The organism is Microbacterium sp. CIAB417, assembly GCF_022788845.1.
Genome location: NZ_JAHZUT010000001.1, coordinates 1171259 through 1195004 on the forward strand (window position 1 = coordinate 1171259; position 23746 = coordinate 1195004).

A 23746-nucleotide genomic window follows, 5' to 3' on the forward strand; every position below is an offset into this window, starting at 1 on the left:
GGGGATCGATGATGGACGAAGCGGTTCAGAACCAGTCCGAGGGCCGCGCCGGAGGCACGCGGACGAAGGCGATCGTCGCGATCGCGGCGGGTGCCGTGCTCCTGCTCGGAGGAGGCGGAACACTCGCGTACTGGTCGACGACAGCGACGCTCGGCGGAGGCACCGTCGTCAGCGGCGACCTGGATCTGCAGCCGGCCGGCGCCAGTACGTGGACGCTGACGCCGGAGGGAGGAACGGCCGTTCCCGTGACCGACCTGAGCGCGATCGACATCGTGCCGGGCGACACTCTGACGTTGACCGGCGACTTCGCGCTCACCCTCGTCGGTGACAACCTGGTCGCCGATCTCGTGGTGGCGGACATCGCGACACTGCCCACAGGCATCCTCCCACCGGTCGTCAGCGTCACCGACGACACCGGTGCGACGTTCCCCGGGACCGGGCTCACCGACGCCCTGAACGGCGAGGTCGTCTCTGTCGAGGTCGCGTTCCAGTTCGACCCCGCGACCAGCGGGACCACGCTCACCACGACAGACTTCGTCTTCGAGGACGTGTCGCTGACGCTCTCCCAGGTCGATCCGACGCCCTAGTCGGCATCTCTGCGGGATGCCGTGAAGCGGCGCGTTCTGCTCGGAGCCGCTGCGGGGGCCGTGCTGGCTCTCGCAGCGGCGACCGGCGTGTCCGCCTACTGGCAGGCGCAACAGACGCTCCCTGGAGGCACAGCCACCAGCGGCGACCTCGACATCCAGGTGGAGTGGGCGGGCGGCACGGCGTGGAGCCCGATCGCACCAGGCGGGACGACCTCCAAGCGCGCCACCATCACGGTCGTCGGCACGGGAACGAATCTGAGCACGCGCCTCACGGCCGTGACAGCGAACGCCGCCGCGTTCAACGCATACATCACGCGATCGGTCAGCCTGGACGACTGCACGGGCGCGCCGGGGGCCGCGCTGCCCAGTGCGGGCTACCCCTCCAGCGGCGGTCTCTCACCCGGGGCGCAGGTGACCGTGTGCGTCCGGTACACGCTGTCACCCTCCGCTCCGTCGAGCCTCCAAGGTCAGGACCTTTCACCCAGAGTGACGTTCGACCTCGCACAACGGGGCGGCGGATGATGGGAACGCCACGTCGTCGACGGCGACAGCGCATCGCCGCCGCTGTGGTGCTCGCCGGCTTCCTCGCAGCCGGCAGCTCAGGCGCGAGCGCCTATTGGTCGGTATCGGACACGCACACGGGGACGTCGATTGCCCGCCTGTCGTTGCCGGCGCCAACGTCCATGACCTGCGCGAACTCGGGCCTCCCCCCGCTCGTGCAGACCGCGACGATGACATGGGCGAACGTGACCGGCGCGAACCGCTACCGTGTGGTCATCTCTCGCGCAGACGGCACCTCGACGGCAGTCGTCCTCAGCACGAACTCGATCGCACTGAACCAGGGGCTGCTCGGGGACCTGTTGTCGGGCCTGCTGTCTCCGACGACACTCACAGTGCGCGTCTATCCCGCGTATGAGAACTCCGCCACCAGCGGACTCTGGACTTCGACGAGCTCGAGGGCCTACACGGCCACGTCCGTGCTTCTCCCCATCGGCACGACATGCGGGGCGGCGGTGCCATGACCCCCGCCATCCGCCGCTCCCCCGGCCGGCGCGTGCGCGGCATCCTCACCGGCGTGCTGCTGGCGATCGTGTGCGTGCTCGCGCTGTTCACCGTCGTCGTCCCGTTCGTCCTGGGCGCGCAGAGCTACACCGTCCTCACCGGCAGCATGCGTCCCTCCCTGGAGCAGGGACACCTGATCGCCGTGCGTCCCACGCCGATCGAGGACATCCGCGTCGGGGACGTCATCACCTATCAGCGACGCTCCGGAGAACCCGAAGTCGTGACCCATCGCGTCGTCGCCGTCGGCGTCGACGGCACCGGAGAGCGCATCCTGACCACGCAGGGCGACGCCAACAACGTCGCCGACGCGGAGCCCGTGCGCGCCGTGCAGGTGCGCGGAGCGCTGGTCTACGCCGTCCCGTGGCTCGGTTGGATCAACATCTGGGCGACACCGGCGGTCAAGTCCGTCGTGGTCGCCGCGATCGGGGTGCTCGCCATCGCATGGGGTCTCGCCGCCCTGATCCACGATGTCGTCCGTCGTCGACGCGCTGCGTCAGTCGCCGCCGTCGGCGTCGTCGCCGTCGTGCTCGCCGGTGCGCTCGGCCCCGGCGCATCGCTCCCTGCGACGGCCGCTGAGGAGCGACCCCGCGTGCTCCTCAGCGAGGACGGCCTCACCTGGACGGATGCGGGAACGCTGCGCCTCCTCGACGACACCGACGCGATCGTTCCCGGCGACACGATCGCCCTCGAACTCTGGGTCCGCAACGCGTCCGACGACCTCGCCGATCTGCGGATCACGCTCTCCTGGATCCCGACGGACCCGGGTGACCCCGGCGATGTCGCGCTCGCCGAGCATCTGGAGAGGGCGACCACAGCACTCCTGGAGCGGGAACTGCGTCCCGGTTCCGACGAGCGGCTGCCGCTCCGGGTGGTCTTCCCGTCGACCTCCGGCAACGAGTCCCGTGAGGCATCCGTCGGACTTGAGGTCACCGCGACGCTCAGCCGTAGCGCCGAATCCGCCCCGCCGCCCGGAGCCGACCCGCTTCCGGCCACCGGCGCAGATCTCCCTGTCGCCGCGATCGCCGCCGCGGGAGTCCTCATGCTGACCGGCGCCACAGTGCTCATCACCCGGAGGACGCGGAAAGACCGCCGCGCCTGACGGTCACGACGGTCTTTCCGGATGCTGTGGCGCTACTGACCGCGGCGCTCGCGCAGCTGCGTCAGCGCGTCCTCGAGAAGCTGCTCGGCCTCGTCGTCGGTGCGACGCTCCTTCACATAGGCGAGGTGCGTCTTGTACGGCTCGGTCTTCGACAGCGCCGGGGGGTTGTTCTTGTCGCGTCCCGCCGGAAGCCCCGAGTTCGGGTGGTCGATGATGTCGGGGATCTCCTCTTCCGGGAGCCCGGCGGCGAAGTAGCGGACGGTCTCGTTGCCGAGTCCGTCCCAGTAGGACACCGCGATGCGGTCGGCGTGGTAGCCGTGGTCCTGTTCGCCCATGGGCCCGGAACCGACTCGGGTCCCGCGGATCGCGTTTCCTCCGGTGGCCATCAGATCACCTCGAACTTCGTGATGAGGCCCAGCGCGACGATCGCGATGAACCAGGCGAGCGCGAGCACGACCGTGAAGCGGTTCAGGTTCCGCTCCGCCAGGCCGGACGAGCCGACGGCCGTCGACATCCCGCCGCCGAACATGTCGGACAGACCGCCGCCGCGCCCCTTGTGGAGAAGGATGAGAAGAGTCAGCAGGACGCTCGTGATGCCCAGCACGACCTGCAGGACGAACTCAAGAACTTGCACGTGAAAAGCCTTTCGCTCGGGCCGGAATGCCCGCGTAACGGTCAAGTATACGGTGCGGCGGGGCGAAGGCCCCGCCGCACACTCACACGCCGACGTGCTTCTGGTAGCGGATGATGGCGGCGAACTCGTCGACCACGAGGCTCGCCCCGCCGACGAGCGCGCCGTCCACGTCGGGCTCGCGCATGAAGCTGGCGATGTTCGAGGACTTCACCGAGCCGCCGTACAGGATGCGCGTGCGGGCCGCGGCATCCGCGTCCAGCACGTCTGCGAGCACTCCGCGCAACGCGGCGCACACGTCCTGCGCCTGCTGCGGGGTCGCCGCCTGACCGGAGCCGATCGCCCACACCGGCTCGTAGGCGACGACGATGTCCGCAGAAGCGGGCACACCCTCGAGAGCGGCCTTGAGCTGACCGGCCGGCACCGCACTCGCGCCGAACTTCTCCAGGTCCTCAGCCGTCTCGCCGACGCAGATCACGGGCACAAGACCGTGCTTGAGCGCGGCTTTGACCTTCGCCGCCACGACGTCGTCGGACTCGGCGTGGTACTCGCGCCGCTCCGAGTGGCCGATGATGACGTAGGTCGCGTCCAGCTTGGCGAGGAACGCTCCGGACACCTCGCCGGTGTACGCGCCGGAATCGTGGGCGGAGACGTCCTGCGCGCCGAGCGCGAACGGGATCTTGTCGGCATCGATCAGCGTCTGGACGCTGCGGATGTCGGTGAAGGGCGGGAACACGGCCACCTCGACCGAGTCGCCCTCGTGACCGGCGTCCTTGAGCGTCCAGTGCAGCTTCTGCACCGTCGCGACCGCCTGCAGGTGGTCGAGATTCATCTTCCAGTTGCCCGCGATCAGCGGGGTGCGCTTGTTCTGCGCAGCAGACGCGTTCATCGAGCTGTCGCCCATCCGAGGACCTCCAGGCCGGGGAGTTTCTTGCCCTCGAGGAACTCGAGGCTGGCTCCACCACCGGTGGAGATGTGACCGAAGCGGTCGTCGTCGAAGCCGAGCTGGCGCACGGCGGCGGCCGAGTCGCCGCCTCCGACGACGCTCAGACCGTCGACGGCCGTGAGCGCCTCGGCGACGGTCTTCGTGCCGCTCGCGAACGCCGGGAACTCGAAGACGCCCATCGGGCCGTTCCAGAACACGGTCTTCGAGCCGCGGATCGCGTCGGCGAACGCCGCGGCGGTCTCCGGTCCGATGTCGAGTCCGATGCCGGCGGTGCCGGCTGCGGTCGACTCGATCGCGTCGACGGACACGGTCTCGTGCGCGGCATCCGCGGCAAAGGCCGCCGCGACCACGACGTCCGTGGGCAGCAGGATCTCGACGCCGCGCTCCGCCGCCTCGGCGATGTAGCCGCGCACCGTGTCGAGCTGGTCCTCCTCGAGGAGGCTCGATCCCACCGCGAAGCCCTGAGCCTTCAGGAACGTGAAGAGCATGCCGCCGCCGATCAGCAGGCGGTCGACCCGCGGGAGCAGGTGCGAGATCACGCCGAGCTTGTCGCTGACCTTCGAACCGCCGAGCACCACCGTGTAGGGCCGCTCGGGATTCTCGGTCAGGCGGTCGAGCACGTCGAGCTCCGCAGCGATCAGCATTCCCGCCGCGGAGGGCAGGATCTCCGCGAGGTCGTAGACGCTCGCCTGCTTGCGGTGCACGACGCCGAAGCCGTCCGAGACGAGCACGTCGCCGAGGCCGGCGAGCTGCTGTGCGAACGCCTGGCGCTCGGCATCGTCCTTCGAGGTCTCGCCGGAGTTGAAGCGCAGGTTCTCGATCACGGCGATGCCGCCGTCCTCGAGGGCGGCGACCGCCTCCTGAGCCGATTCACCCACGGTGTCGCGGGCGAACGCGACGGGCTTGCCGAGCAGCTCGGACAGGCGCTGAGCGACCGGAGCGAGGCTGTACTTCGCATCCGGCGAGCCGTCGGGACGGCCCAGGTGCGAGCAGACGATCACGCGAGCGCCGGCGTTGAGCAGCGCGTTCAGGGTCGGCAACGAGGCGCGGACACGGCCATCGTCCGTGATGACCCCGTCCCGCAGGGGGACGTTGAGGTCACAACGGACGATGACGCGCTTGCCCTCGAGCGACCCCAGGGATTCCAGGGTGCGCAGAGACATGTTCGGTTCTCAGAGACGCTCGGCGACGTACTCGGTCAGGTCGACGAGACGGTTGGAGTAGCCCCACTCGTTGTCGTACCAGCTCGAGACCTTGATCAGGTTGCCGCTGACGTTGGTGAGCGTCGAGTCGAAGATCGACGAGTGCGGGTTGTGCACGATGTCGCTCGACACGATCGGGTCGGCGTTGTACTGCAGGAAGCCCTTGAGCCGGCCCTCGGCCGCTGCCTTCTGGTACGCCGCGTTGACCTCGTCGACCGTGAGGTCCTCACGCGTCGTGATGAGCGTGAGGTCGACGATGGAGCCGGTGGGGACCGGAACGCGGTAGGACGAGCCCGAGAGCTTGCCGTTGAGCTCCGGCAGGACCTCGCCGATGGCCTTGGCCGCGCCGGTGGACGCCGGGGTGATGTTGATCGCCGCGGCGCGCGCGCGACGCAGGTCACCGTGCGGACCGTCCTGAAGGTTCTGGTCGGCCGTGTAGGCGTGGGCGGTCATCATGAACCCGCGCTCGATGCCGAACGCCTCGTTGAAGACCTGCGCCAGCGGGGCGAGGCAGTTGGTGGTGCACGAGGCGTTGGAGATGATGTGGTGCGAGGCCGGGTCGTAGGTGTCCTCGTTCACGCCCATGACGAACGTGCCGTCGACGCCGGTGCCCGGAGCCGAGATGAGGACCTTCTTGGCGCCCGCGTCGATGTGCTTCTTGGCGGCCTCGGCCTTGGTGAAGAAGCCGGTCGACTCGATGACGATGTCGACGCCCAGCTCGCCCCAGGGAAGGTTGGCGGGGTCGCGCTCGGCGAACGCCTTGATCTCCTTGCCGTTGACCGTGATGCTGTCCTCGTCGAAGCTGATGTCGGCGTCCAGCACGCCCCCGACGGAGTCGTACTTCAGCAGGTGCGCCAGCGTCTTGTTGTCGGTGAGGTCGTTGACAGCGACGATCTCGATGTCTGCGCCCTGCGCGAGGGCCGCGCGGAAGTAGTTGCGTCCGATGCGGCCGAAGCCGTTGATGCCGATCTTGACAGACACTCAGGTCTCCCTGTTTCTCGTGCGCTCGCGCGCTGTATTGATAGAGAAGTTCGTGGACGACGGCGTCCCGACGGGCAGAAGTCCGTCGGGACGCCCGTCTTGTCTACGACAGTACCAGCAGGCCGTCCGTCTGCTTGCGGGCGACGTCGAGGCGCTGCGCGACGTTCTCCCAGTTGGCGATGTTCCACGCGGCCTTCACGTAGTCCGCCTTGACGTTGAGGTAGTCGAGGTAGAACGCGTGCTCCCACATGTCCAGCTGGAACAGCGGGATGGTGCCCTGGGCGGTGTTGGCCTGCTGATCGAACAGCTGCTGGATGATCAGCCGTGCGCCGATCGGGTCCCAGCTGAGGACGGCCCAGCCGGAGCCCTGGATGCCGGTGGCCGCAGCCGTGAAGTGCGCCTGGAACTTCTCGAACGAGCCGAAGAACTCGTCGATCGCCGCCTTCAGCTCGCCCTCCGGCTGCCCGCCGCCGTTCGGGGACAGGTTGGTCCAGAAGATCGAGTGGTTGACGTGACCGCCGAGGTTGAACGCGAGGTCCTTCTCGAGCTTGTTGACGTTGGCCAGGTTGCCGGTCTCGCGCGCCTCGGCGAGGCCGTCGAGCGCGGCGTTCGCCCCCGCGACGTACGCCGCGTGGTGCTTGTCATGGTGCAGTTCCATGATCTTGCCGCTGATGTGCGGCTCGAGCGCCGCGAAGTCGTAGGGAAGGTCGGGGAGCGTGTAGGTCGCCATGTCGATTTCATCCAATCCGCGCCGCGCCGCGGCGCTTGCCGGTCCTCCGCGCCGCCCAGATGCGACGCGGAGCAGACGGTTTCCATCCTAGTGACGACAACGCGCACCGGGAGGGGAACCTTCCGCGGGATGACGAATGTGTCGTCAGACGTCGAGACCGGCGGGGACGGCGGCCTCGGTGCCGGGGATGCCCTCCGACTGTGCGCGCTTGTCGGCCATGGCGAGGAGGCGGCGGATGCGTCCGGCGACGGCGTCCTTCGTCAGCGGCGGGTCGGCGTGGTGACCGAGCTCGTCGAGGCTCGCGTCGCGGTGCGCGAGGCGCAGTTCTCCGGCGACCTTGAGGTGATCCGGGACCTCGTCGCCGAGGATCTCCAGGGCGCGCTCGACGCGCGCGCACGCCGCGACCGCCGCCTGGGCGGACCGGCGCAGATTGGCGTCGTCGAAGTTCACCAGGCGGTTGACGCCGGCGCGCACCTCGCGGCGCTGGCGCATCTCCTCCCAGGCCGCCGCGGTTCCGGCAGCCCCCATCTGGGTCAGGATCGAGCGGATCGCCTCACCCTCGCGCACGACGACGCGCGGCATGCCGCGCACCTCGCGCGCCTTGGCCGCGACGCCAAGCCGGTGCGCCGCACCGACCAGGGCCATGGCGGCCTCGGAGGACGGGCATGCGACCTCGAGCATGGCGGAGCGTCCGGGCTCGGACAGCGAGCCGGCGGCGAGGAACGCGCCGCGCCAGAGACCGGCGATCTCCTCGCGCGACCCGGTGGTGAGCCGGTTCGGCAGGCCGCGCACGGCGCGCCGACGCTGGTCGAGCAGGCCCGTCTGACGCGCCAGCGTCTCCCCCGCACCGATCACGCGGACCGCCCACCGGGCGCCGTCGTTCGCGCTGGAGGACTGGACCTGGGCGATCTCGGGACGCACACCGTAGATCTCGGCCAGATCCCTCGCCACGCGGCGGGCCAGGGTCTCGGCATCCACTTCGGCCTCGACGGCCACACGGCCGGCGATCGAGTGCAGTCCCCCGGCGAAGCGGAGGATCGCTGTGACCTCCGCGACGCGCACCGTGGGGGGCGCGTTCCGGATGCCGACCAGCTCTGCCTTGACGTCGGTGGTTAGTGCCACGAGACTCCTCTTCGCTCAGTGCACCGGATCGCGGCGCGAAGGACAAGCCTACTCGGCTCGGAGGATTCTCACTCGCGCCCGAGGTCGCGATGACGCACGTTCACGGCGACGCCGGGCACCTGCGCGAGGCGCCGCGCGAGCTCCTCCGCCGTCGCGACCGACCGGTGCTTGCCGCCCGTGCACCCGATCGCGACCGTGGAGTGACTCTTGTTCTCGCGCTGATAGCCCTCGAGAACCGGGACAAGGGCCTTCGCGTAGGCATCCAGGAACTCCTGCGCACCTTCACGCGAGAGCACGTACTCGCGGACCTGTTCGTCCTGACCGGTGAGCCCGCGCAGCTCGTCCATCCAGAACGGGTTCGGCAGGAACCGCATGTCGGCGACGAGGTCGACGTCGGTGGGCAGCCCGTACTTGAAGCCGAAGCTCAGCAGCGTCAGCCGATGCCTCGCCGCCCCCTCCTCCGAGAAGATCTCCGAGGTCTTGGTGGCGAGCTGATGGATGTTGAGGGTCGAGGTGTCGATGACGATGTCGGCGGCCTCGCGAACCAGCGTGAGCCGGGACCGCTCCACGCGGATGCCGTCGAGCAGCGTCCCGTCGCCCTGCAGCGGGTGCGGCCGGCGCACGGCCTCGAAACGCCGCACGAGCACGTCGTCGGAGGCGTCCAGGAACAGCACCTGGACGGATCCGCGCGAACGCAGGGCCCTCGCGACGTCCGGCAGGTCGTCGAAGAGACCGCGGCCGCGCACGTCGACGACCGCAGCGACCTTGGGCAGCGCGCCGCCGCCGAGATCGGTCAGATCGAGCAGCGGCCGCAGCATCTGCGGAGGCAGGTTGTCGACCACGTACCAGCCGAGATCCTCCAGCGCGTTGCCGACCGTCGTGCGTCCGGCACCGGACATGCCGGTGACGATGAGGAACTGTCCTTCGCCCTCGCCTGCCATCGGTACTCCCTCCTGTACCTCAACCCTATCGACTGGCGAGGTGCGCGTGGATGCCCTGGGCCAGGGCGGGGCCGATGCCCGGGACCTGCTGGATCTCCTCCGGAGTGGCCGCGCGGAGCCGTGCCACCGAACCGAAGTGCTTCAGAAGCACCTTGATGCGCGCGGCGCCGAGCCCGGGGACCTCGGCGAGGATCGTGCTGATGTCGCGCTTGCGGCGTCTGCGCTGATGACTGATGGCGAACCGGTGCGCCTCGTCGCGCAGACGCTGCAGCAGGTACAGCGCCTCGCTGGTGCGCGGCAGGATGACCGGGAAGTCGTCGCCCGGCAGCCAGATCTCCTCCAGGCGCTTCGCGATGCCGCACAGCGCGATCTCGGTGTGACCGGCATCCTGCAGAGCGCGGGCCGCGGCCGCCACCTGCGGTTGACCGCCGTCGACGAGGAGCAGCTGCGGCGGGTACGCGAAGCGCGGACGCCGGCGTGTGGTCGCGACCTCGCCCTCGGCCAAGGGATCGACGGGGAGGTCCTCTTCCTCCGGCGCATCCAGGTGGGCGAGCCGCCGGCGAAGCACCTGGTACATCGAGTCGGTGTCGTCGGTCGTCTCGGCGATGTTGAAGGACCGGTACTGGTCCTTCCGCGGCAGACCGTCCTCGAAGACGACCATGGAGGCCACGACGTTCGTCCCCTGGAGATGCGAGATGTCGTAGCACTCGATCCTCAGCGGAGCCTCCTCGAGGCCGAGCGCCTCCTGCAGGTCGGTGAGGGCCTGCGTGCGCGCGACGTAGTCGCTGGTGCGCTTCGTCTTGTGACGGATGAGGGCCTGCTGGGCGTTGAGCGTGGCCGTGCGCATGAGCTCGGCGCGCTGGCCGCGCTGCGCCACGGCGATCTCCACCTTGCGCGCGCGCCGGCCTCGCAGCCACACCTCGAGCTCGGCCGCGTCGTCCGGCAGGGTCGGCACGAGGATGCGGCGCGGGATCTCGCCGTCGGCCGCCTCGCCGTACACGCGCTGCAGGACCTGGTCCACGAGCTCACCTGAGGACACGTCGATCTCCTTCTCGATCGTGGACGCCCGCACGCCTCGGACACGCCCTCCCCGGATCACGAAGTGCTGCACGGCGGCCGACAGCTCGTCCTCGGCGATGCCGAACAGGTCGGCGTCCTCATCGGCGGGGAGCACGAGCGCGCTCTTTCCGAGCACCGCCTCGATCGCCGAGAGCTTGTCGCGGTACTTCGCGGCCGCCTCGTAGTCCATCGCCGCCGAGGCCTCGCGCATGCGCCGCGTCAGCTCTCGGGTGAAGCGCTCGTCTCCGCCGGCCATGAAGGCGACGAAGTCGTCGACCATCGCGCGGTGCTCCTCGATGGTGCAGGTCATCGAGCACGGCCCCCCGCACTTGCCGATCTGCCCGGGGAAGCAGGGGCGTCCGGTCTGCATGGCCCGCTTGTAACTGGCGTCGCTGCAGGTGCGGATCGGGAACGCCTTGATCATCAGATCGATCGTGTCGTGAACGGCCCACACCTTCGGGTAGGGGCCGAAGTAGCGGGCACCGGGGATTCTCCGGTTGCGCGTCACGATCACGCGCGGCGCCTCGTCCGCCATCGTGATCGCCATGAACGGATAGGACTTGTCGTCCTTGTATCGCACGTTGAACGGCGGATCGAATTCCTTGATCCACATGTACTCCAGCTGCAGGGAGTCCACGTCCGTGGACACGACCGTCCACTCCACCGATGCCGCGGTCGTCACCATGCGCCGCGTGCGCTCGTGCAGTGTGCGCAGCGGGGCGAAGTAGTTCGACAGCCGCTGACGCAGGTTCTTGGCCTTGCCGACGTAGAGCACGCGCCCCTGCGCATCGCGGAACCGGTACACACCGGGATCGGTGGGAATCTCCCCCTGCTTCGGCTTGTACGGCAGGACGTCCGCCATCAGCCGGCCTTCCGCACCTGGCGCCCTCCGCCGAGGATCTCGGAGAGGAACTGCCCGGTGTGGCTGTCCTCGACCGCGGCGATCTGCTCCGGCGTTCCGGTGGCGAGGATCTCTCCCCCGCCCGAACCGCCCTCCGGCCCGAGGTCGATGACCCAGTCCGCCGACTTGATGACATCGAGGTTGTGCTCGATGACGATCACCGTGTTGCCCTTGTCGACCAGTCCGTTCAGCACCTCGAGGAGCTTTCGCACGTCTTCGAAGTGCAGACCAGTGGTCGGCTCGTCCAGCACGTAGATGCTGCGGCCGTTGCTGCGGCGCTGGAGCTCGGTGGCGAGCTTGACGCGCTGCGCCTCGCCGCCGGACAGCGTCGTGGCGGACTGCCCGAGGCGCACATACCCCAGCCCCACGTCGACGAGCGTCTTCATGTAGCGGTGGATCGCCTGGATCGGCTCGAAGAACTCCGCGGCCTCCTCGATCGGCATCTCCAGGACCTCGGCGATGTTCTTGCCCTTGTAGTGCACGGCCAGCGTGTCGCGGTTGTACCGCTTGCCGTGGCACACCTCGCAGTCGACGTACACGTCGGGCAGGAAGTTCATCTCGATCTTGATCGTGCCGTCACCCGAGCACGCCTCGCAGCGCCCGCCCTTGACGTTGAAGCTGAACCGGCCCGGCTGGTAGCCGCGCACCTTCGCCTCCGGGGTCTCGCTGAAGAGCGTCCGGATGCGGTCGAAGACGCCGGTGTAGGTGGCGGGGTTCGAGCGCGGCGTGCGGCCGATCGGCGCCTGATCGACGTGGATGACCTTGTCCAGGTTGTCCAGGCCCGTCACACGTGTGTGCTTGCCGGCGAGCGAGCGGGCGCCGTTGAGCTTCGAGGCCAGCACGCGGTACAGGATGTCGTTGACGAGGGAGGACTTCCCGGAGCCGCTGACGCCGGTGACCGCCGTGAGGACGCCGAGCGGGAACTCGACGTCGACGTTCTTGAGGTTGTTCTCCCGAGCACCGACCACCTTGAGCATCCGGCGCTTGTCTAGCTTGCGGCGCTTGCGCGGAGTGGGGATCTCGCGCCGTCCGGCGAGGTAGTCGCCCGTCATGGAGCCCTTCTCGGCGAGCAGGGCGGTGTACGGACCCGAGTGCACGACGTCGCCGCCGTTGACGCCGGCGCCGGGGCCGATGTCCACGACCCAGTCCGCAGCTTCGATGGTCTCCTCGTCGTGCTCGACGACGATCAGGGTGTTGCCGAGGTCGCGCAGTGTCAGCAGCGTCTCGATGAGGCGCCGGTTGTCGCGCTGGTGCAGGCCGATCGACGGCTCGTCGAGCACGTACAGCACTCCGGTCAGGCCGGAGCCGATCTGCGTCGCAAGCCGGATCCGCTGGGCCTCGCCGCCCGACAGCGAGCCGGCGGATCGGCTGAGATTGAGGTAGGACAGCCCCACCTGGAGGAGGAAGTCCAGGCGCAGCCGGATCTCGCGCAGCACCTGGGCGGCGATCTTCGCCTCGCGCTCCGTCAGCGTGAGCTTCTCCATGAACGCGCGGGCCTCGGCGAGGCTGAGGTGCGAGACCTCCGCGATCGAGTGCCCGTGCACCTTGACCGCCAGGACCTCGGGCTTGAGACGGTTGCCGTCGCACACCGGGCACGGCACCTCGCGGAGGTACTCGCCCCAGCGCGCACGCTGCGTGTCGCTCTCGGCCTGCGCGTACTGGCGCTCGATGTACGGCACCACGCCCTCGAAACCGGAGGCGTACCGCATCTCACGGCCGTAGCGGTTCTTCCACTTCACCGTGACCTTGTAGTTGTCTCCGCGGAGCACGGCGTCCTGCACGTCGACGCGCAGATCGCGCCACGGCGTGTCGAGCGAGAAGTTCAGGTCGCGGGCGAGTCCCTCGAGCAGGCGCTCGTAGTACTGGAAGAGCCCCTTGCCCTGGGTCGTCCAGGGGATGATGGCGCCCTCGCGGATCGACAGCTCCTCGTCGCCGAGCATGAGGTCGACGTCGACCGACATCCGCGTGCCGAGCCCGGAGCACGCCGGGCAGGCGCCGAAGGGAGCGTTGAACGAGAACGTGCGCGGCTCGATCTCGGTGAGAGTGATGGCGTGCCCGTTGGGGCAGGCGAGCTTCTCGGAGAAGGACTGCCACGCGGCATCCCCCTCCTCGTCGACGAAGTTGATCTGCATCACGCCGCCGGCGAGTCCCAGCGCCGTCTCGACCGAATCCGTGACCCGGCCGAGGATGTCGTCCGAGGCGACCAGGCGGTCGACGACGACGGCGATGTCGTGCTTGTAGCTCTTCTTGAGAGTCGGGGGCTCGGCGAGCTGGATGAGCTCGCCGTCCACGATGGCGCGCGAGTAGCCCTTGGCGCCGAGCTCGCGGAAGAGATCGACGAACTCGCCCTTCTTCTGCGACACCACCGGCGCGACGATCTGATAGCGCGTGCGCTCGGGCAGCTCCATGAGCTGGTCCGCGATCTGCTGGACGGTCTGCCGCTGGATCCGCTCGCCGCACTCCGGGCAGTGCGGAACGCCGATGCGCGCCCAGAGCAGACGCATGTAGTCGTAGATCTCGGTGATCGTGCCGACCGTGGAGCGCGGATTGCGGTTGGTCGACTTCTGATCGATCGACACCGCCGGACTCAGCCCCTCGATGAAGTCGACGTCCGGACGGTCGACCTGACCGAGGAACTGGCGCGCGTACGCGCTCAGCGACTCGACGTAGCGACGCTGCCCCTCCGCGAAGATCGTGTCGAACGCGAGGCTGGACTTCCCGGAACCGGACAGGCCGGTGAACACGACGAGCGAATCCCGGGGGATGTCGATGTCGACGTTCTTCAGATTGTGTACGCGGGCACCGCGAACACTGAGTTTTCCAGGGCTGGAGACGGGAACGATGGGCACCGAACAAGTCTACGAGGGACCACCGACACTTCGGCTCGCTTCGCTCACTCAGTGCATCGCATCGGCGCCGAGAGGGCACTCGGGCTCGTTCCCGTCACCGGCGCACGCGCTGCAGCAGCAGCACAGCCAGCGCCACGACGCCGACCGCCCCGACCGGTGCGATCCAGGCGGCGCCCGCGCCGTCCGCGGCGGGGAGAAGCACGGCGCAGGCGGCCGCGGCCTGCCCGATCGCCTGCGCCACCGCGAAGCGCCGGGCCGTCGGGCGCAGGGCCCGCAGGGCGATGCGGGAGCGCACCGGCATCGTGAGCGAGAGCGTCGCCAGCACGTGCCCCGCGTGCACGGCCAGAACGGCCAGGCAGGCACGACCGAGGTCCGGGGGCTGCGTGAGCAGCGCGAAAGGGAGGACGAGCATCGCGAACCACGCCAGACCGGTCTGCGGCAGGATCGCGCCGGCGACGACCGCGATCACCGCGATCGCCTGCCAGCCGATTCCCGGCTGGAGCAGCCAGACGGCGCCTCCGACGACGAGCACGAGAAGGACTCGCACCAGGCCGGCGGGGACCCAGGCGCCGATCACGAGACGATCGTCGGTCATCGCCCCGCTCCCGCTCGCGAACGCGCGAGCACGCCGAGGGCGCTCGTGGCCTCGGCGTCCCAGCGCACGATCTCGACCCCGGCCGCCGCGAGGTCGTGGAACATGTCGTCCCGCTCGACGACCACGAGACGCAGCGCGAGACGCTGCTCCGGAGACAGCCGGGAGCCGTCGAGGTCGGGCAGGGTGTCGACGGCGAGCACGCGATGACCGGCGGCCCGCCACATCAGTGCCAGCTCCGCTGCGGCACCGTCGAAGAACGTCGACAGCATCGCGATCATCGAGCCGTGCGGCACCGGCGGCGTGCGCCGATAGCGGCTGTCGTCTCCGGATCGTCCGGTCGACGCGATCGCCGCGACGACCCGGGTGAGATGCCGCGACCCCGTGCCGCTGCGCAGCGAGCGCCCGCCCTGCACCAGTACGTGGTAGGCCACGCGGTCCCCGGCGGCCACGGCGGACGTGGCGAGCGCTCTCGCGGCCTCCCGCGCGTTGTCCAAGGAGGTCCTGCCGCTGCGTTCCAGGTCGCCGCTCCCCCAGGTCGCGACGACTTCGCCGAGGTCGTCGGCCGCGTCGACCGCGATGACGACCGAGGCATCGCTGAGGGTGTCCGTGCGCCGCACGAACAGCTCGCCGGGACGGCGCGCCGCCCGCGCGGTGGCGCGCCAGTCGACTCGGCGCAGCTCGTCTCCCGGGGCGAACGGGTGGATGTCCCGGAAGTCGCCGCCCTGCCCGGGACGCGATCCGTCGTGGGCGCCGTGCAGCCCCGTGAGACGAAGGGGCAGCGGCAGCTCCGGCAGCTCCCGCGGCGCCGGTGCCACCGCGCGGCGCTGGACGACCGCGTCCTGCACTTCGCCCGTGAGAGCCGCGTCTCCGCTCAGACCGCGCGCACGGACGCGGACCGAGTCGACCGGACCGGAATGCCTGCTGCGGCTGCGCGCCGTGAGCACCGCCTGCCCCGGGACGAACACCCGGCTGCGGCGCCGAGCGGACTGCACGACGTGGAGCTCCGCGATCTCGGCATCCTCGTCGACCACGATCTCGTCCGTCAGCCGCCCGTCCTCCGCGTCGGGGCCGGCTCGCACGCGAATCGGCGATGCGGCGGCCCCGTCCCGGGCAGGACGATCACGCTCGGCATCCAGCACGAACAGCGCCCAGACGGCGAGCGGCGCCGCGAGGGCGACGATGTCGGGCCGCGACAGCGCCAGTCCGGTCCCCGCGAGTCCCACCGCCGCGCCGATCGCGATGAGCAGTGCCGGGGTGCGATGCCACCGTCGCCGCGCTTCGGACCCTGACGTCACCGCGCGGCGCTCACGGTCGGCGGCACGGCCACGTCGGCGACGAGGCCTGCGACCACCCTCGCCGGATCGACTCCCTGCGCCCAGGCCTGCGGGGTGAGGGTGAGGCGATGCGCGAGCACGGGGACGGCGATCCGCTTGATGTCGTCCGGCCGCACGTAGTCGCGCCCGTCGAGCGCCGCAAGGGCGCGTCCGAGCAGCAGCAGCGACTGCGAGCCGCGCGGAGACGCGCCGACGGCGACCTGCGGAGCCGAGCGGGTCGCGCGGGCGAGGTCGACGCAGTAGCGGGCGACATCCGGGTCCACGTGGATGGTCTCCACCGCCGCCTGCAGTTCGCGCAGCCGCGCCGCATCGATCACGGCCGCGACGGTGGTCTCCTCGCGGCGGCGCCGCACGCGGCCGAGCAGGATCTCGGTCTCCCCCTCGGGTTCGGGGTACCCGACCGAGAGGCGCACCATGAAGCGGTCCAACTGTGCCTCGGGCAGAGCGTAAGTCCCCTCGTACTCGATCGGGTTCGACGTCGCGACGACGTGGAAGGGGCGCTCCAGGGGGAAGCTGTTGCCCTCGACCGTGACCTGGCGCTCCGCCATCGCCTCGAGCATCGCGGACTGCGTCTTGGGGGTGGTGCGGTTGATCTCGTCGGCCAGGAGCAGCCCGGTGAAGATCGGCCCGGGGCGGAACACGAACTCGGCCGTGTCCGGTGCGTACACGTACGAGCCCGTGACGTCTCCCGGAAGCATGTCCGGAGTGCACTGCAACCGCCGGAAGTCGAGTCCGAGAGCCGCGGCGAGGCTCCGCGCGGCGAGCGTCTTCCCCAGGCCCGGCACGTCTTCGAAGAGGACGTGCCCACCGGCGAGGATCGTGCCGAGCGCGATCTCCAGCGTGTCGTCCATCCCCACGACGACCGTGCGCACGGCCTGCAGGATCCGCGCCCCGGTCTCGGCGATCTCGGTGGTGTCGGTCATTCTCGCTCCTGCTCTCCCGTGGTTCTCGATGTCTGTCGGTCCGCATCCTCGGTTCCCGCGGCGAGCCGGTCGGCGGCGTCCAGGGCGCGCCGGATGTCCGCGCTCTGCACCTGACGGGCGGTGAGGCGATCCCAGAGCCCGGCTCCGAGGAGAGCGTCGACCCTCCCCCGCTGGTGCGGGTCGTCGACGTCCACGCCGCGGCGCCCGAGACGACGCCGCAGGATGCCACGGACGCGGCGTCCGACGATCTCGCCGGCGACCCCCGTGCGCGGGTTGAACGCCCAGGACAGCCGCGAGATCTCCGAGCCGCGCCCTGCCGCGTCATCCTCCTCGCGCGGGCCGTCGTCGATGACGGCCTCGGTTCCGCGCAGCGCGGCCAGGAAGACGACTGCCGCCGCGAGGATCCCGCCGCTCAGGGCGAACAGCGGCTCCAGCCCGAACAGCCTCAGGGCGGTCGTCGCGAGGATCAGCACGATCACCGCGACGATCATCCTTCGCAGCGTCACCGCCATCCCTCCTGGATGTTCGCGAGCGCCTGCCGCGCGCGCATCCGATCATCCTCGCCCGCCCGGTGTCCCGCGAAGCGAACGCGCTCGTACAGGTGAAGAAGAGCGTCGGCGTCACCCGCCACGTCGACGCGCGACGCGATCACCCGCAGAGTGAACTCCGACGGCGTCTCGCTGCGTCCTCGCGACATGCCCGCATCCGACGCGGTGTCCTCGAGCCCGATCCATGCCGCGACGATGGCATCCGCCGGATCCGGATGCGCGTCGATCTCCTGCAGTGCGGACGCGATCCCGCGCCGGATCGCCGGCGCGGTGCGCTCCGGATCCGGCGCCGTCTCCGCGACGTGCTCCTCGGCCCCGGCAGGCACCCCGTCGCGGCGCGGGAGCCGCTCGGCCCACGCGCGCAGGATCGCCCTCACGAGGAAGACGAGCACGATGCCGAGTACGACGGCTCCGAGGACGAGCAGGATCGTCGACACCACCTGGGCTGCGGTGCCCCCTGTCTGCGGATCGACCGGCAGCGGCGTGGCCTCCTGCGTCGGCATCGCCTCGGGGCCGGGTCGCGGCGCTGTCCAGGCATCGATGTCGGGCGGATCGAATCGGGCGGTCCCCTGCGCCGAGGCCGCGATCATCACCACGAGAAGCAGGGCGGCCACGGCGCCGATTCCGAACACTCGCCTCATGCGTGCTCGAGGATCCGGTCGCCGCAGTGCATGCCTCCACACTAGAAGACCGGCAGGGTCCGCGACCGCGGTGTGGAAAGGTCGGACGACGCGCAGCGCGGTCGAGCTCAGATGCGACGGCCGGCGAAGGGCTGCAGTCCGTCCCGGAGCGCCGCGATCTGCTCGATGTCCATGCCCACAGCGGTCATGACCTGAGTCGGCACCTCGATGGCCCGGTCGCGCAGGAGCCTGCCCGCGTCCGTGAGATCGATGTCGAGGCGGCGCTCGTCGTCCGCGCTCCGTCGCCGCTGCACCAGCCCGTCTGCCTCCAGGCGCTTCACCAGCGGCGAAGCCGTGGCCGGGTCGAGGGCCAGGTCCGCGGCCAGATCGCTGAGCGCGCGCGGGGCGCGCTCCCACAGCGCCAGCATGACGAGGTACTGGGGATGCGTGAGGCCCAGGGGCTCGAGGATCGGCCGATAGATCGCGACGACGTTCCGCGCCGCCGTCACCAGAGCGAAGCAGAGCTGGTTCTCGAGCTTGAGGAGGTCGTCGGCATCGGTCACGACGCCGATTATACGAGAGCCCTAATACTTAGTACACTAAGGAACATGGTCACACAGCCGGATCGAGTCCCGCTCCGCACGCGCATCCGCGAAGCCGGCGGACTCTATGCGTGGATCAACACGACCCTCATCCGCTACGCGGGGCCGGCTTCGGTGGGACCGTACGAATCCACCCCGCCACCCAGTCCGGCGGAGCGAGCGGAGCGCGCCTGCCCGCTGTGCGGTGAGCCGATGACCCGGCATGTGATCGACCGATCAGGTCCCAAGCCGCTCATGCACTGCCCCTGAGGCTCTGCCGCTAGGCGTGCCCCGCCGTCTCCATGGCGCGCAACTCCTTCTTGAGGTCCTGCACTTCGTCGCGCAGGCGCGCGGCCAGCTCGAACTTCAGCTCCTCCGCCGCCGCGAGCATCTGGGACGAGAGATCCTCGATCATCCCCTCCAGCTGCTCGGCACCCTCAGCGGCGATGCCCTCGCGACGGAGGTTCGGCGTCGGGGCCTTGCCGCGTCCGCTCTTGCCGGCCTTACCTCGACCGGAGCGGAGGTCGGCGGTGTCCGCCGCCTCGCGCGCGAGCACCTCCGTGATGTCGGCGATGCGCTTGCGCAGAGGCTGCGGATCGATGCCGTTCGCGGTGTTGTACGCGATCTGCTTCTCCCGCCGGCGGTCGGTCTCCTCGATGGCACTCGCCATGGAGTCGGTGATCCGGTCGGCGTACATGTGCACCTGGCCGGAGACGTTGCGCGCGGCACGCCCGATCGTCTGGATGAGCGAGGTCCCCGAGCGCAGGAACCCCTCCTTGTCGGCATCCAGGATCGCGACCAGCGAGACCTCGGGGAGATCGAGGCCCTCTCGCAGCAGGTTGATGCCGACCAGGACGTCGTAGACGCCCGAGCGCAGTTCGCTGAGCAGCTCGACGCGTCGCAGCGTGTCGACATCGGAGTGCAGGTACCGCACGCGGACGCCGTGCTCGCCGAGGAAGTCCGTGAGCTCCTCGGCCATCTTCTTCGTCAGCGTGGTGACGAGGACGCGCTCGTCGCGCTCGACGCGCACCCTGATCTCTTCGAGGAGATCGTCGATCTGTCCCTTGGACGGTTTCACGACGATCTCGGGGTCGACGAGCCCGGTCGGGCGGATGATCTGCTCGACCACGCCGTCCGCGATCCCCATCTCGTACTTCCCCGGCGTCGCCGAGAGGTACACGGTCTGGCCGATCCGGTTCTTGAACTCGTCCCAGCGCAGCGGCCGGTTGTCCATGGCACTCGGCAGGCGGAACCCGTGCTCGACCAGGGTGCGCTTGCGCGAGGCGTCCCCCTCGTACATCGCGCCGATCTGCGGAACCGTGACATGCGACTCGTCGATGACGAGCAGGAAGTCGTCGGGGAAGAAGTCCAGCAGCGTGTGCGGGGGCTCGCCGGGCTCGCGGCCGTCCATGTGCCGCGAGTAGTTCTCGATGCCCGAGCAGAACCCGAGCTGCTGCAGCATCTCGAGATCGAAGGTCGTGCGCATGCGCAGACGCTGCGCCTCGAGCAGCTTGCCCTGGCGCTCGAACTCGGCCAGCCGCTCCTCGAGCTCCTTCTCGATCGTCCCGATCGAGCGCTGGATCACGTCGGTGCCCGCGACGTAATGGGAGGCTGGGAAGATCGGAACCGAGTCGAGCCGCTCGATCACGTCTCCCGTGAGCGGATGCAGGGAGTACAGTCCCTCGATCTCGTCGCCGAACAGCTCGATGCGGATCGCGTGCTCCTCGTACACCGGGATGATCTCGATCGTGTCGCCCCGCACACGGAAGTTGCCCCGGGAGAAGTCCACATCGTTGCGGTTGTACTGCATCGCGATGAACTGCCGGATGAGGGCGTCCCGGTCGTAGCGCTCTCCCACCTGCAGGGCGACCATCGCCCGCAGATACTCCTCCGGCGCGCCGAGGCCGTAGATGCAGGACACCGTGGAGACCACGACGACGTCGCGCCGCGACAGCAGCGAGTTCGTCGTCGAGTGCCGCAGCCGCTCGACCTCGGCGTTGATCGACGAATCCTTCTCGATGAAGGTGTCCGTCTGCGGGACGTACGCCTCGGGCTGGTAGTAGTCGTAGTACGACACGAAATACTCGACCGCGTTGTGCGGCATGAGCTCACGGAACTCGTTGGCGAGCTGGGCGGCCAGCGTCTTGTTGTGCGCCAGCACCAGCGTCGGCCGCTGGACCTGCTCGACGAGCCACGCCGTCGTCGCGGACTTGCCGGTGCCGGTGGCGCCGAGCAGGACGACATCGGTCTCGCCCGCGTTGATGCGCGCGGCGAGCTCGGCGATCGCCTGCGGCTGATCGCCGGCCGGAGCGTACTCGCTGACGACCTCGAAGGGGCGGACGCTGCGCGTTGTCTGCATGACTCCAGGGTATGCCGCCCCTCCGACACCGGGGCCACGCCATCGGGAACGGGTGCCGCGCCCCGCAGCGGCCGTCGCACGCCGACCTTAGAGTGGAGCCGTGATCGAGTTCCTGATCGGCACCAGTCTTGCGGCATCCGCAGGTCTGAACGCCTGGATGCCGCTGTTCCTGCTGGGGCTCGCCGATCGCGTTCTGCCCGCCGTCGATCTGCCGGCCGGATGGTCGTGGATCTCCGGCGATCTCGCGCTGTGGATCCTCGGCATCCTGCTGGTGCTCGAGGTCGTCGCCGACAAGATCCCCGCGCTCGACTCGATCAACGACGTGATCCAGAGCGTGCTGCGCCCGGCTTCAGGAGGCATCGTGTTCGGCGCCGGCGCGAGCGCCCAGACCGTCGCGGTCGACGACCCGTCGGCCTTCTTCGACGAGCACATCTGGATCCCGATCGCGACCGGCGTGGTCATCGCGCTCGTCGTCCATGTGACCAAGGCCACCGCGCGCGTCGCCGCCAACGCCGTGACCGGAGGACTCGCGGCCCCGGTGCTCAGCACTGCGGAGGACGGCGCCTCCTTCGTCCTGGCGGCGCTCGCGATCGTCGTCCCGGTGGTCGCCGCACTCGTGCTCATCGGACTGATCGTCCTGGTCGTCGGCCTGATCCGGCGCTGGCGCCGCCGACGGGCAGAGGCCGCCGCGCCATCGGCGGCCTGAATCACGCGCTCGTCAACCGCCTCCACAGCGCGTCGACCTGCGCGTCGGTCTCGGCCGGCGTGCCCGCCGTGTCGATCACGACATCCGCGATGGCGAGGCGCTGGTCGTCCGGCACCTGTGCATCGATCCGATCCTGCGCGGCCTCGGCGGTCATTCCGCGCAGGTCGACGAGGCGGCGGAGCCGGACGTCCGTCGGAGCGTGCGCGACGACGATCAGATCCCACGGGTCGTCGACCCGCGCCTCGACGAGCAGCGGGACGTCGTAGACCACGACGGCCGCGGGATCCGCGGCGAAGGCGTCCTCGAACCGGCGCTGCGACTCCGCGCGGACGGCCGGATGGACGAGCGCGTTGAGGCGGGCGAGCGCCTCGGGGTCGCCGAACACCCGCGCGCCCAGGGCCGGACGATCGAGCTCCCCCGCGGCGTCGATCATGCCCTCGCCGAACTCCTCGACGATGCGGTGCAGCACGGGCGAGCCCGGCGTCTGAACATCCCGGACGATCCGGTCCGCGTCGACGACCACCGCACCGTGCTGCGCGAGGCGTCCGGCGATCGTGGACTTGCCGGAGGCGATGCCGCCGGTCAGGGCGATGAGAGGCATCCCCCCATCCTGACACGCGCGTCGGGCCCGCCCTCCCCGCGGTTCATCCTGGCCGAGGTGCGTCCTTCATCATCCCGGCCACGACGAGGGCCCCGGCGCCGACGAGGACGAGCAGCCAGAGGCCGAGCCAGTACGAGTTCGTCTCGGCGTTGTACGTCGCGCCCATCACGAGGGGCGGGAAGTACCCGCCGAGTCCGCCGGCGGCCGCGACGACGCCGCTGACCGCGCCGACCTTGTCCTTCGGCGTCGACGGGCCGATCCACGCGAACACCGCCCCCATCCCCAGGCCCATCGCCGAGGCCATCCCCAGGAAGGTCGCGCCGGTGAGGATGCCCTCGGGCGGCTGCTGTCCGACGATGTACGCCAGGGTGACGATCCCGGCGAGCGAGATCAGCGAGATGATCTTGGGACCGAACCGGTCGGCCAGCACGCCGCCGACGGGGCGTGCGATCACGGCGGCCACCGCGAACATCGCGGCCCGGGTGCCGGCGCCCACAGCATCCACCTCGCCGGCGTAGATCGTGGTGAGGTATTTCGGCAGGAACGTCGAGAAGGCCACGAATCCGCCGAAGACGATCCCGTACAGGAAGGCCATCTTCCACGTGATGCTCAGCCGCAGCGCCCCCATCACCTTCGGAACCAGCGGCATCCTGCTGGCCTCCCAGGCCGGAGAGTCGCGCAGGAGCAACCAGCTCAGGGCCGCGAAGACCAGCATGATCCCCGCGATCGCGAAGTGCGTCGGGAGGTATCCGATCCACTCCACCATCCGCGGGGTGAGGAACGCGGACACCGCGGTCCCGATCATGCCCATGCCGAACACGCCGTTGGCGAAGCCCCGCCTCGCCGGGGCGTACCAGGCGCTCGCGAACGGGACTCCGGCCGCGAAGATCGTGCCGGCGACGCCGAGATAGAAGCCGGCGACCAGCAGCAGCGGGAAACTGCGGATGCTGCCCGCGAGAGCGACCAGGAGCACGGCGGGGATCGACCCCAGCAGGACGACCGTGAACATGACCCGGCCGCCGAACCGGTCCGTCATGGCGCCGACCACGATGCGTCCGAGCGCTCCGACGAGGACGGGCGTGGCGAGCATGAGGGAGATCTGCCCCTCGTCCAGTCCCATCTCCTGCGCATACGTGGCCTGGAGCGGAGCGATGCACATCCATGCCCAGAATCCGACCGTGGATGCCAGGGTCGCGAGCAGCACCTGCGGGAACTGGCCGCGCAACGACGGGGGACTCGCCTGTGTCTCGGTCGTCATGACCGTGAGCGTAGCCACCGTGCGCCGCGCGCGGAAGGGCCGGAGGACCGGAACAAACACCGACGCCCCGCGACCGCCGGGACGCATCGAATAAATACGTCCGGTATGGCT

25 protein-coding genes are annotated in these 23746 nt (G+C 69.7%); 6 read left to right on the forward strand and 19 right to left on the reverse strand.

The features are described 5' to 3' along the window. Positions 1 to 11 precede the first annotated feature (11 nt). The 4 genes from KYX17_RS05790 to KYX17_RS05805 all read left to right on the forward strand — a co-directional run bounded on the left by KYX17_RS05790 (position 12) and on the right by KYX17_RS05805 (position 2748). Positions 12 to 587 (forward strand): alternate-type signal peptide domain-containing protein, encoded by a 576-nt coding sequence (locus tag KYX17_RS05790; RefSeq protein ID WP_243225938.1) that lies wholly within the window; start codon positions 12 to 14, stop codon positions 585 to 587. Between the two features lie 21 nt (positions 588 to 608). Further along, on the forward strand, positions 609 to 1109 hold the full coding sequence (locus KYX17_RS05795) for a hypothetical protein (protein WP_243225939.1): 501 nt from the start codon (positions 609 to 611) through the stop codon (positions 1107 to 1109). A gap of 209 nt (positions 1110 to 1318) precedes the next feature. Further along, a complete protein-coding gene (locus KYX17_RS05800) occupies positions 1319 to 1609 on the forward strand; it encodes a hypothetical protein (protein ID WP_243225940.1) in 291 nt (96 codons plus the stop codon). After that, positions 1606 to 2748 carry a signal peptidase I gene (locus tag KYX17_RS05805; protein WP_243225941.1) on the forward strand — a complete coding sequence of 381 codons (1143 nt, stop codon included), beginning with the start codon at positions 1606 to 1608 and terminating at the stop codon, positions 2746 to 2748. The genes KYX17_RS05800 and KYX17_RS05805 overlap by 4 nt, the downstream gene beginning before the upstream one ends. A 32-nt stretch (positions 2749 to 2780) precedes the next feature. Here the strand turns inward: KYX17_RS05805 and KYX17_RS05810 are convergent, their stop codons facing one another. The 16 genes from KYX17_RS05810 to KYX17_RS05885 form a co-directional block, all read right to left on the reverse strand. Further along, entirely contained in the window at positions 2781 to 3134 is a 354-nt protein-coding gene (locus KYX17_RS05810; RefSeq protein WP_243225942.1) for an RNA polymerase-binding protein RbpA, read from the reverse strand. Further along, positions 3134 to 3382 (reverse strand): preprotein translocase subunit SecG, encoded by a 249-nt coding sequence (secG, locus tag KYX17_RS05815; RefSeq protein ID WP_243225943.1) that lies wholly within the window; start codon positions 3380 to 3382, stop codon positions 3134 to 3136. Before secG ends, KYX17_RS05810 begins: the two co-directional genes overlap by 1 nt. Positions 3383 to 3464: 82 nt before the next feature. Further along, entirely contained in the window at positions 3465 to 4283 is an 819-nt protein-coding gene (tpiA, locus tag KYX17_RS05820) for a triose-phosphate isomerase (protein ID WP_243225944.1), read from the reverse strand. Continuing rightward, complete coding sequence (gene pgk, locus KYX17_RS05825) at positions 4265 to 5488, reverse strand: phosphoglycerate kinase (RefSeq protein WP_243225946.1); 1224 nt, start codon at positions 5486 to 5488, stop codon at positions 4265 to 4267. The genes tpiA and pgk overlap by 19 nt, the downstream gene beginning before the upstream one ends. A 9-nt stretch (positions 5489 to 5497) precedes the next feature. Then, complete coding sequence (gap, locus tag KYX17_RS05830; protein WP_243225948.1) at positions 5498 to 6508, reverse strand: type I glyceraldehyde-3-phosphate dehydrogenase; 1011 nt, start codon at positions 6506 to 6508, stop codon at positions 5498 to 5500. A gap of 103 nt (positions 6509 to 6611) precedes the next feature. Beyond that, on the reverse strand, positions 6612 to 7238 hold the full coding sequence (locus KYX17_RS05835; protein WP_243225949.1) for a superoxide dismutase: 627 nt from the start codon (positions 7236 to 7238) through the stop codon (positions 6612 to 6614). Positions 7239 to 7382: 144 nt separating this feature from the next. Beyond that, on the reverse strand, positions 7383 to 8360 hold the full coding sequence (gene whiA, locus KYX17_RS05840; protein ID WP_243225950.1) for a DNA-binding protein WhiA: 978 nt from the start codon (positions 8358 to 8360) through the stop codon (positions 7383 to 7385). A gap of 68 nt (positions 8361 to 8428) precedes the next feature. Then, positions 8429 to 9301: an RNase adapter RapZ gene (gene rapZ / locus KYX17_RS05845; protein ID WP_243225951.1), complete on the reverse strand. Its 873-nt coding sequence runs from the start codon at positions 9299 to 9301 to the stop codon at positions 8429 to 8431. Positions 9302 to 9326: 25 nt separating this feature from the next. Further along, the gene (uvrC, locus tag KYX17_RS05850; protein WP_243225952.1) at positions 9327 to 11222 is read right to left on the reverse strand and encodes an excinuclease ABC subunit UvrC; all 1896 of its coding nucleotides are present in this window, start codon (positions 11220 to 11222) and stop codon (positions 9327 to 9329) included. Further along, on the reverse strand, positions 11222 to 14110 hold the full coding sequence (gene uvrA / locus KYX17_RS05855; RefSeq protein ID WP_243225953.1) for an excinuclease ABC subunit UvrA: 2889 nt from the start codon (positions 14108 to 14110) through the stop codon (positions 11222 to 11224). The genes uvrC and uvrA overlap by 1 nt, the downstream gene beginning before the upstream one ends. A 94-nt stretch (positions 14111 to 14204) precedes the next feature. Then, the gene (locus KYX17_RS05860) at positions 14205 to 14705 is read right to left on the reverse strand and encodes a hypothetical protein (protein ID WP_243225954.1); all 501 of its coding nucleotides are present in this window, start codon (positions 14703 to 14705) and stop codon (positions 14205 to 14207) included. Continuing rightward, a complete protein-coding gene (locus KYX17_RS05865; protein ID WP_243225955.1) occupies positions 14702 to 16000 on the reverse strand; it encodes a DUF58 domain-containing protein in 1299 nt (432 codons plus the stop codon). The genes KYX17_RS05860 and KYX17_RS05865 overlap by 4 nt, the downstream gene beginning before the upstream one ends. After that, positions 15997 to 16962, reverse strand: coding sequence for a MoxR family ATPase (locus KYX17_RS05870; RefSeq protein ID WP_243225956.1), 966 nt, complete (start codon positions 16960 to 16962; stop codon positions 15997 to 15999). Before KYX17_RS05870 ends, KYX17_RS05865 begins: the two co-directional genes overlap by 4 nt. Further along, positions 16959 to 17468 carry a hypothetical protein gene (locus KYX17_RS05875; protein ID WP_374208922.1) on the reverse strand — a complete coding sequence of 170 codons (510 nt, stop codon included), beginning with the start codon at positions 17466 to 17468 and terminating at the stop codon, positions 16959 to 16961. Before KYX17_RS05875 ends, KYX17_RS05870 begins: the two co-directional genes overlap by 4 nt. Next, positions 17465 to 18151, reverse strand: coding sequence for a DUF4129 domain-containing protein (locus KYX17_RS05880; protein ID WP_243225958.1), 687 nt, complete (start codon positions 18149 to 18151; stop codon positions 17465 to 17467). The genes KYX17_RS05875 and KYX17_RS05880 overlap by 4 nt, the downstream gene beginning before the upstream one ends. Before the next feature lie 107 nt (positions 18152 to 18258). Then, a complete protein-coding gene (locus KYX17_RS05885; RefSeq protein WP_243225959.1) occupies positions 18259 to 18693 on the reverse strand; it encodes a MarR family winged helix-turn-helix transcriptional regulator in 435 nt (144 codons plus the stop codon). A gap of 45 nt (positions 18694 to 18738) precedes the next feature. Here KYX17_RS05885 and KYX17_RS05890 point away from each other — a divergent pair, with 45 nt between their 5' ends. Next, a complete protein-coding gene (locus KYX17_RS05890) occupies positions 18739 to 18981 on the forward strand; it encodes a hypothetical protein (RefSeq protein WP_243225960.1) in 243 nt (80 codons plus the stop codon). Positions 18982 to 18991: 10 nt separating this feature from the next. Here the strand turns inward: KYX17_RS05890 and uvrB are convergent, their stop codons facing one another. Continuing rightward, on the reverse strand, positions 18992 to 21070 hold the full coding sequence (uvrB, locus tag KYX17_RS05895; RefSeq protein ID WP_243225961.1) for an excinuclease ABC subunit UvrB: 2079 nt from the start codon (positions 21068 to 21070) through the stop codon (positions 18992 to 18994). A gap of 100 nt (positions 21071 to 21170) precedes the next feature. On the opposite strand from uvrB, the gene KYX17_RS05900 reads away from it, so the two are divergent. Then, positions 21171 to 21776 (forward strand): DUF4126 domain-containing protein, encoded by a 606-nt coding sequence (locus KYX17_RS05900; RefSeq protein WP_243225962.1) that lies wholly within the window; start codon positions 21171 to 21173, stop codon positions 21774 to 21776. 1 nt (position 21777) lies between these two features. Here KYX17_RS05900 and coaE read toward each other — a convergent pair whose 3' ends face one another. Together coaE and KYX17_RS05910 are read right to left on the reverse strand one after the other, a co-directional pair. Then, positions 21778 to 22377 carry a dephospho-CoA kinase gene (gene coaE / locus KYX17_RS05905; RefSeq protein ID WP_243225963.1) on the reverse strand — a complete coding sequence of 200 codons (600 nt, stop codon included), beginning with the start codon at positions 22375 to 22377 and terminating at the stop codon, positions 21778 to 21780. A gap of 43 nt (positions 22378 to 22420) precedes the next feature. Next, complete coding sequence (locus tag KYX17_RS05910; protein WP_243225964.1) at positions 22421 to 23635, reverse strand: MFS transporter; 1215 nt, start codon at positions 23633 to 23635, stop codon at positions 22421 to 22423. Between the last annotated feature and the right edge of the window lie 111 nt (positions 23636 to 23746).

Excerpts from the sequence above, each read along its gene's own strand:
- KYX17_RS05790 (WP_243225938.1), top strand. The coding sequence starts at position 12 with ATGGACGAAGCGGTTCAGAACCAGTCCGAGGGCCGCGCCGGAGGCACG.
- KYX17_RS05800 (WP_243225940.1), top strand. The coding sequence starts at position 1,319 with ATGACATGGGCGAACGTGACCGGCGCGAACCGCTACCGTGTGGTCATC.
- KYX17_RS05805 (WP_243225941.1), top strand. The coding sequence starts at position 1,606 with ATGACCCCCGCCATCCGCCGCTCCCCCGGCCGGCGCGTGCGCGGCATC.
- KYX17_RS05810 (WP_243225942.1), bottom strand. The coding sequence starts at position 3,134 with ATGGCCACCGGAGGAAACGCGATCCGCGGGACCCGAGTCGGTTCCGGG.
- tpiA (WP_243225944.1), bottom strand. The coding sequence starts at position 4,283 with ATGGGCGACAGCTCGATGAACGCGTCTGCTGCGCAGAACAAGCGCACC.
- pgk (WP_243225946.1), bottom strand. The coding sequence starts at position 5,488 with ATGTCTCTGCGCACCCTGGAATCCCTGGGGTCGCTCGAGGGCAAGCGC.
- KYX17_RS05835 (WP_243225949.1), bottom strand. The coding sequence starts at position 7,238 with ATGGCGACCTACACGCTCCCCGACCTTCCCTACGACTTCGCGGCGCTC.
- rapZ (WP_243225951.1), bottom strand. The coding sequence starts at position 9,301 with ATGGCAGGCGAGGGCGAAGGACAGTTCCTCATCGTCACCGGCATGTCC.
- uvrC (WP_243225952.1), bottom strand. The coding sequence starts at position 11,222 with ATGGCGGACGTCCTGCCGTACAAGCCGAAGCAGGGGGAGATTCCCACC.
- KYX17_RS05860 (WP_243225954.1), bottom strand. The coding sequence starts at position 14,705 with ATGACCGACGATCGTCTCGTGATCGGCGCCTGGGTCCCCGCCGGCCTG.
- KYX17_RS05870 (WP_243225956.1), bottom strand. The coding sequence starts at position 16,962 with ATGACCGACACCACCGAGATCGCCGAGACCGGGGCGCGGATCCTGCAG.
- KYX17_RS05880 (WP_243225958.1), bottom strand. The coding sequence starts at position 18,151 with ATGAGGCGAGTGTTCGGAATCGGCGCCGTGGCCGCCCTGCTTCTCGTG.
- KYX17_RS05890 (WP_243225960.1), top strand. The coding sequence starts at position 18,739 with ATGGTCACACAGCCGGATCGAGTCCCGCTCCGCACGCGCATCCGCGAA.
- uvrB (WP_243225961.1), bottom strand. The coding sequence starts at position 21,070 with ATGCAGACAACGCGCAGCGTCCGCCCCTTCGAGGTCGTCAGCGAGTAC.
- coaE (WP_243225963.1), bottom strand. The coding sequence starts at position 22,377 with ATGCCTCTCATCGCCCTGACCGGCGGCATCGCCTCCGGCAAGTCCACG.
- KYX17_RS05910 (WP_243225964.1), bottom strand. The coding sequence starts at position 23,635 with ATGACGACCGAGACACAGGCGAGTCCCCCGTCGTTGCGCGGCCAGTTC.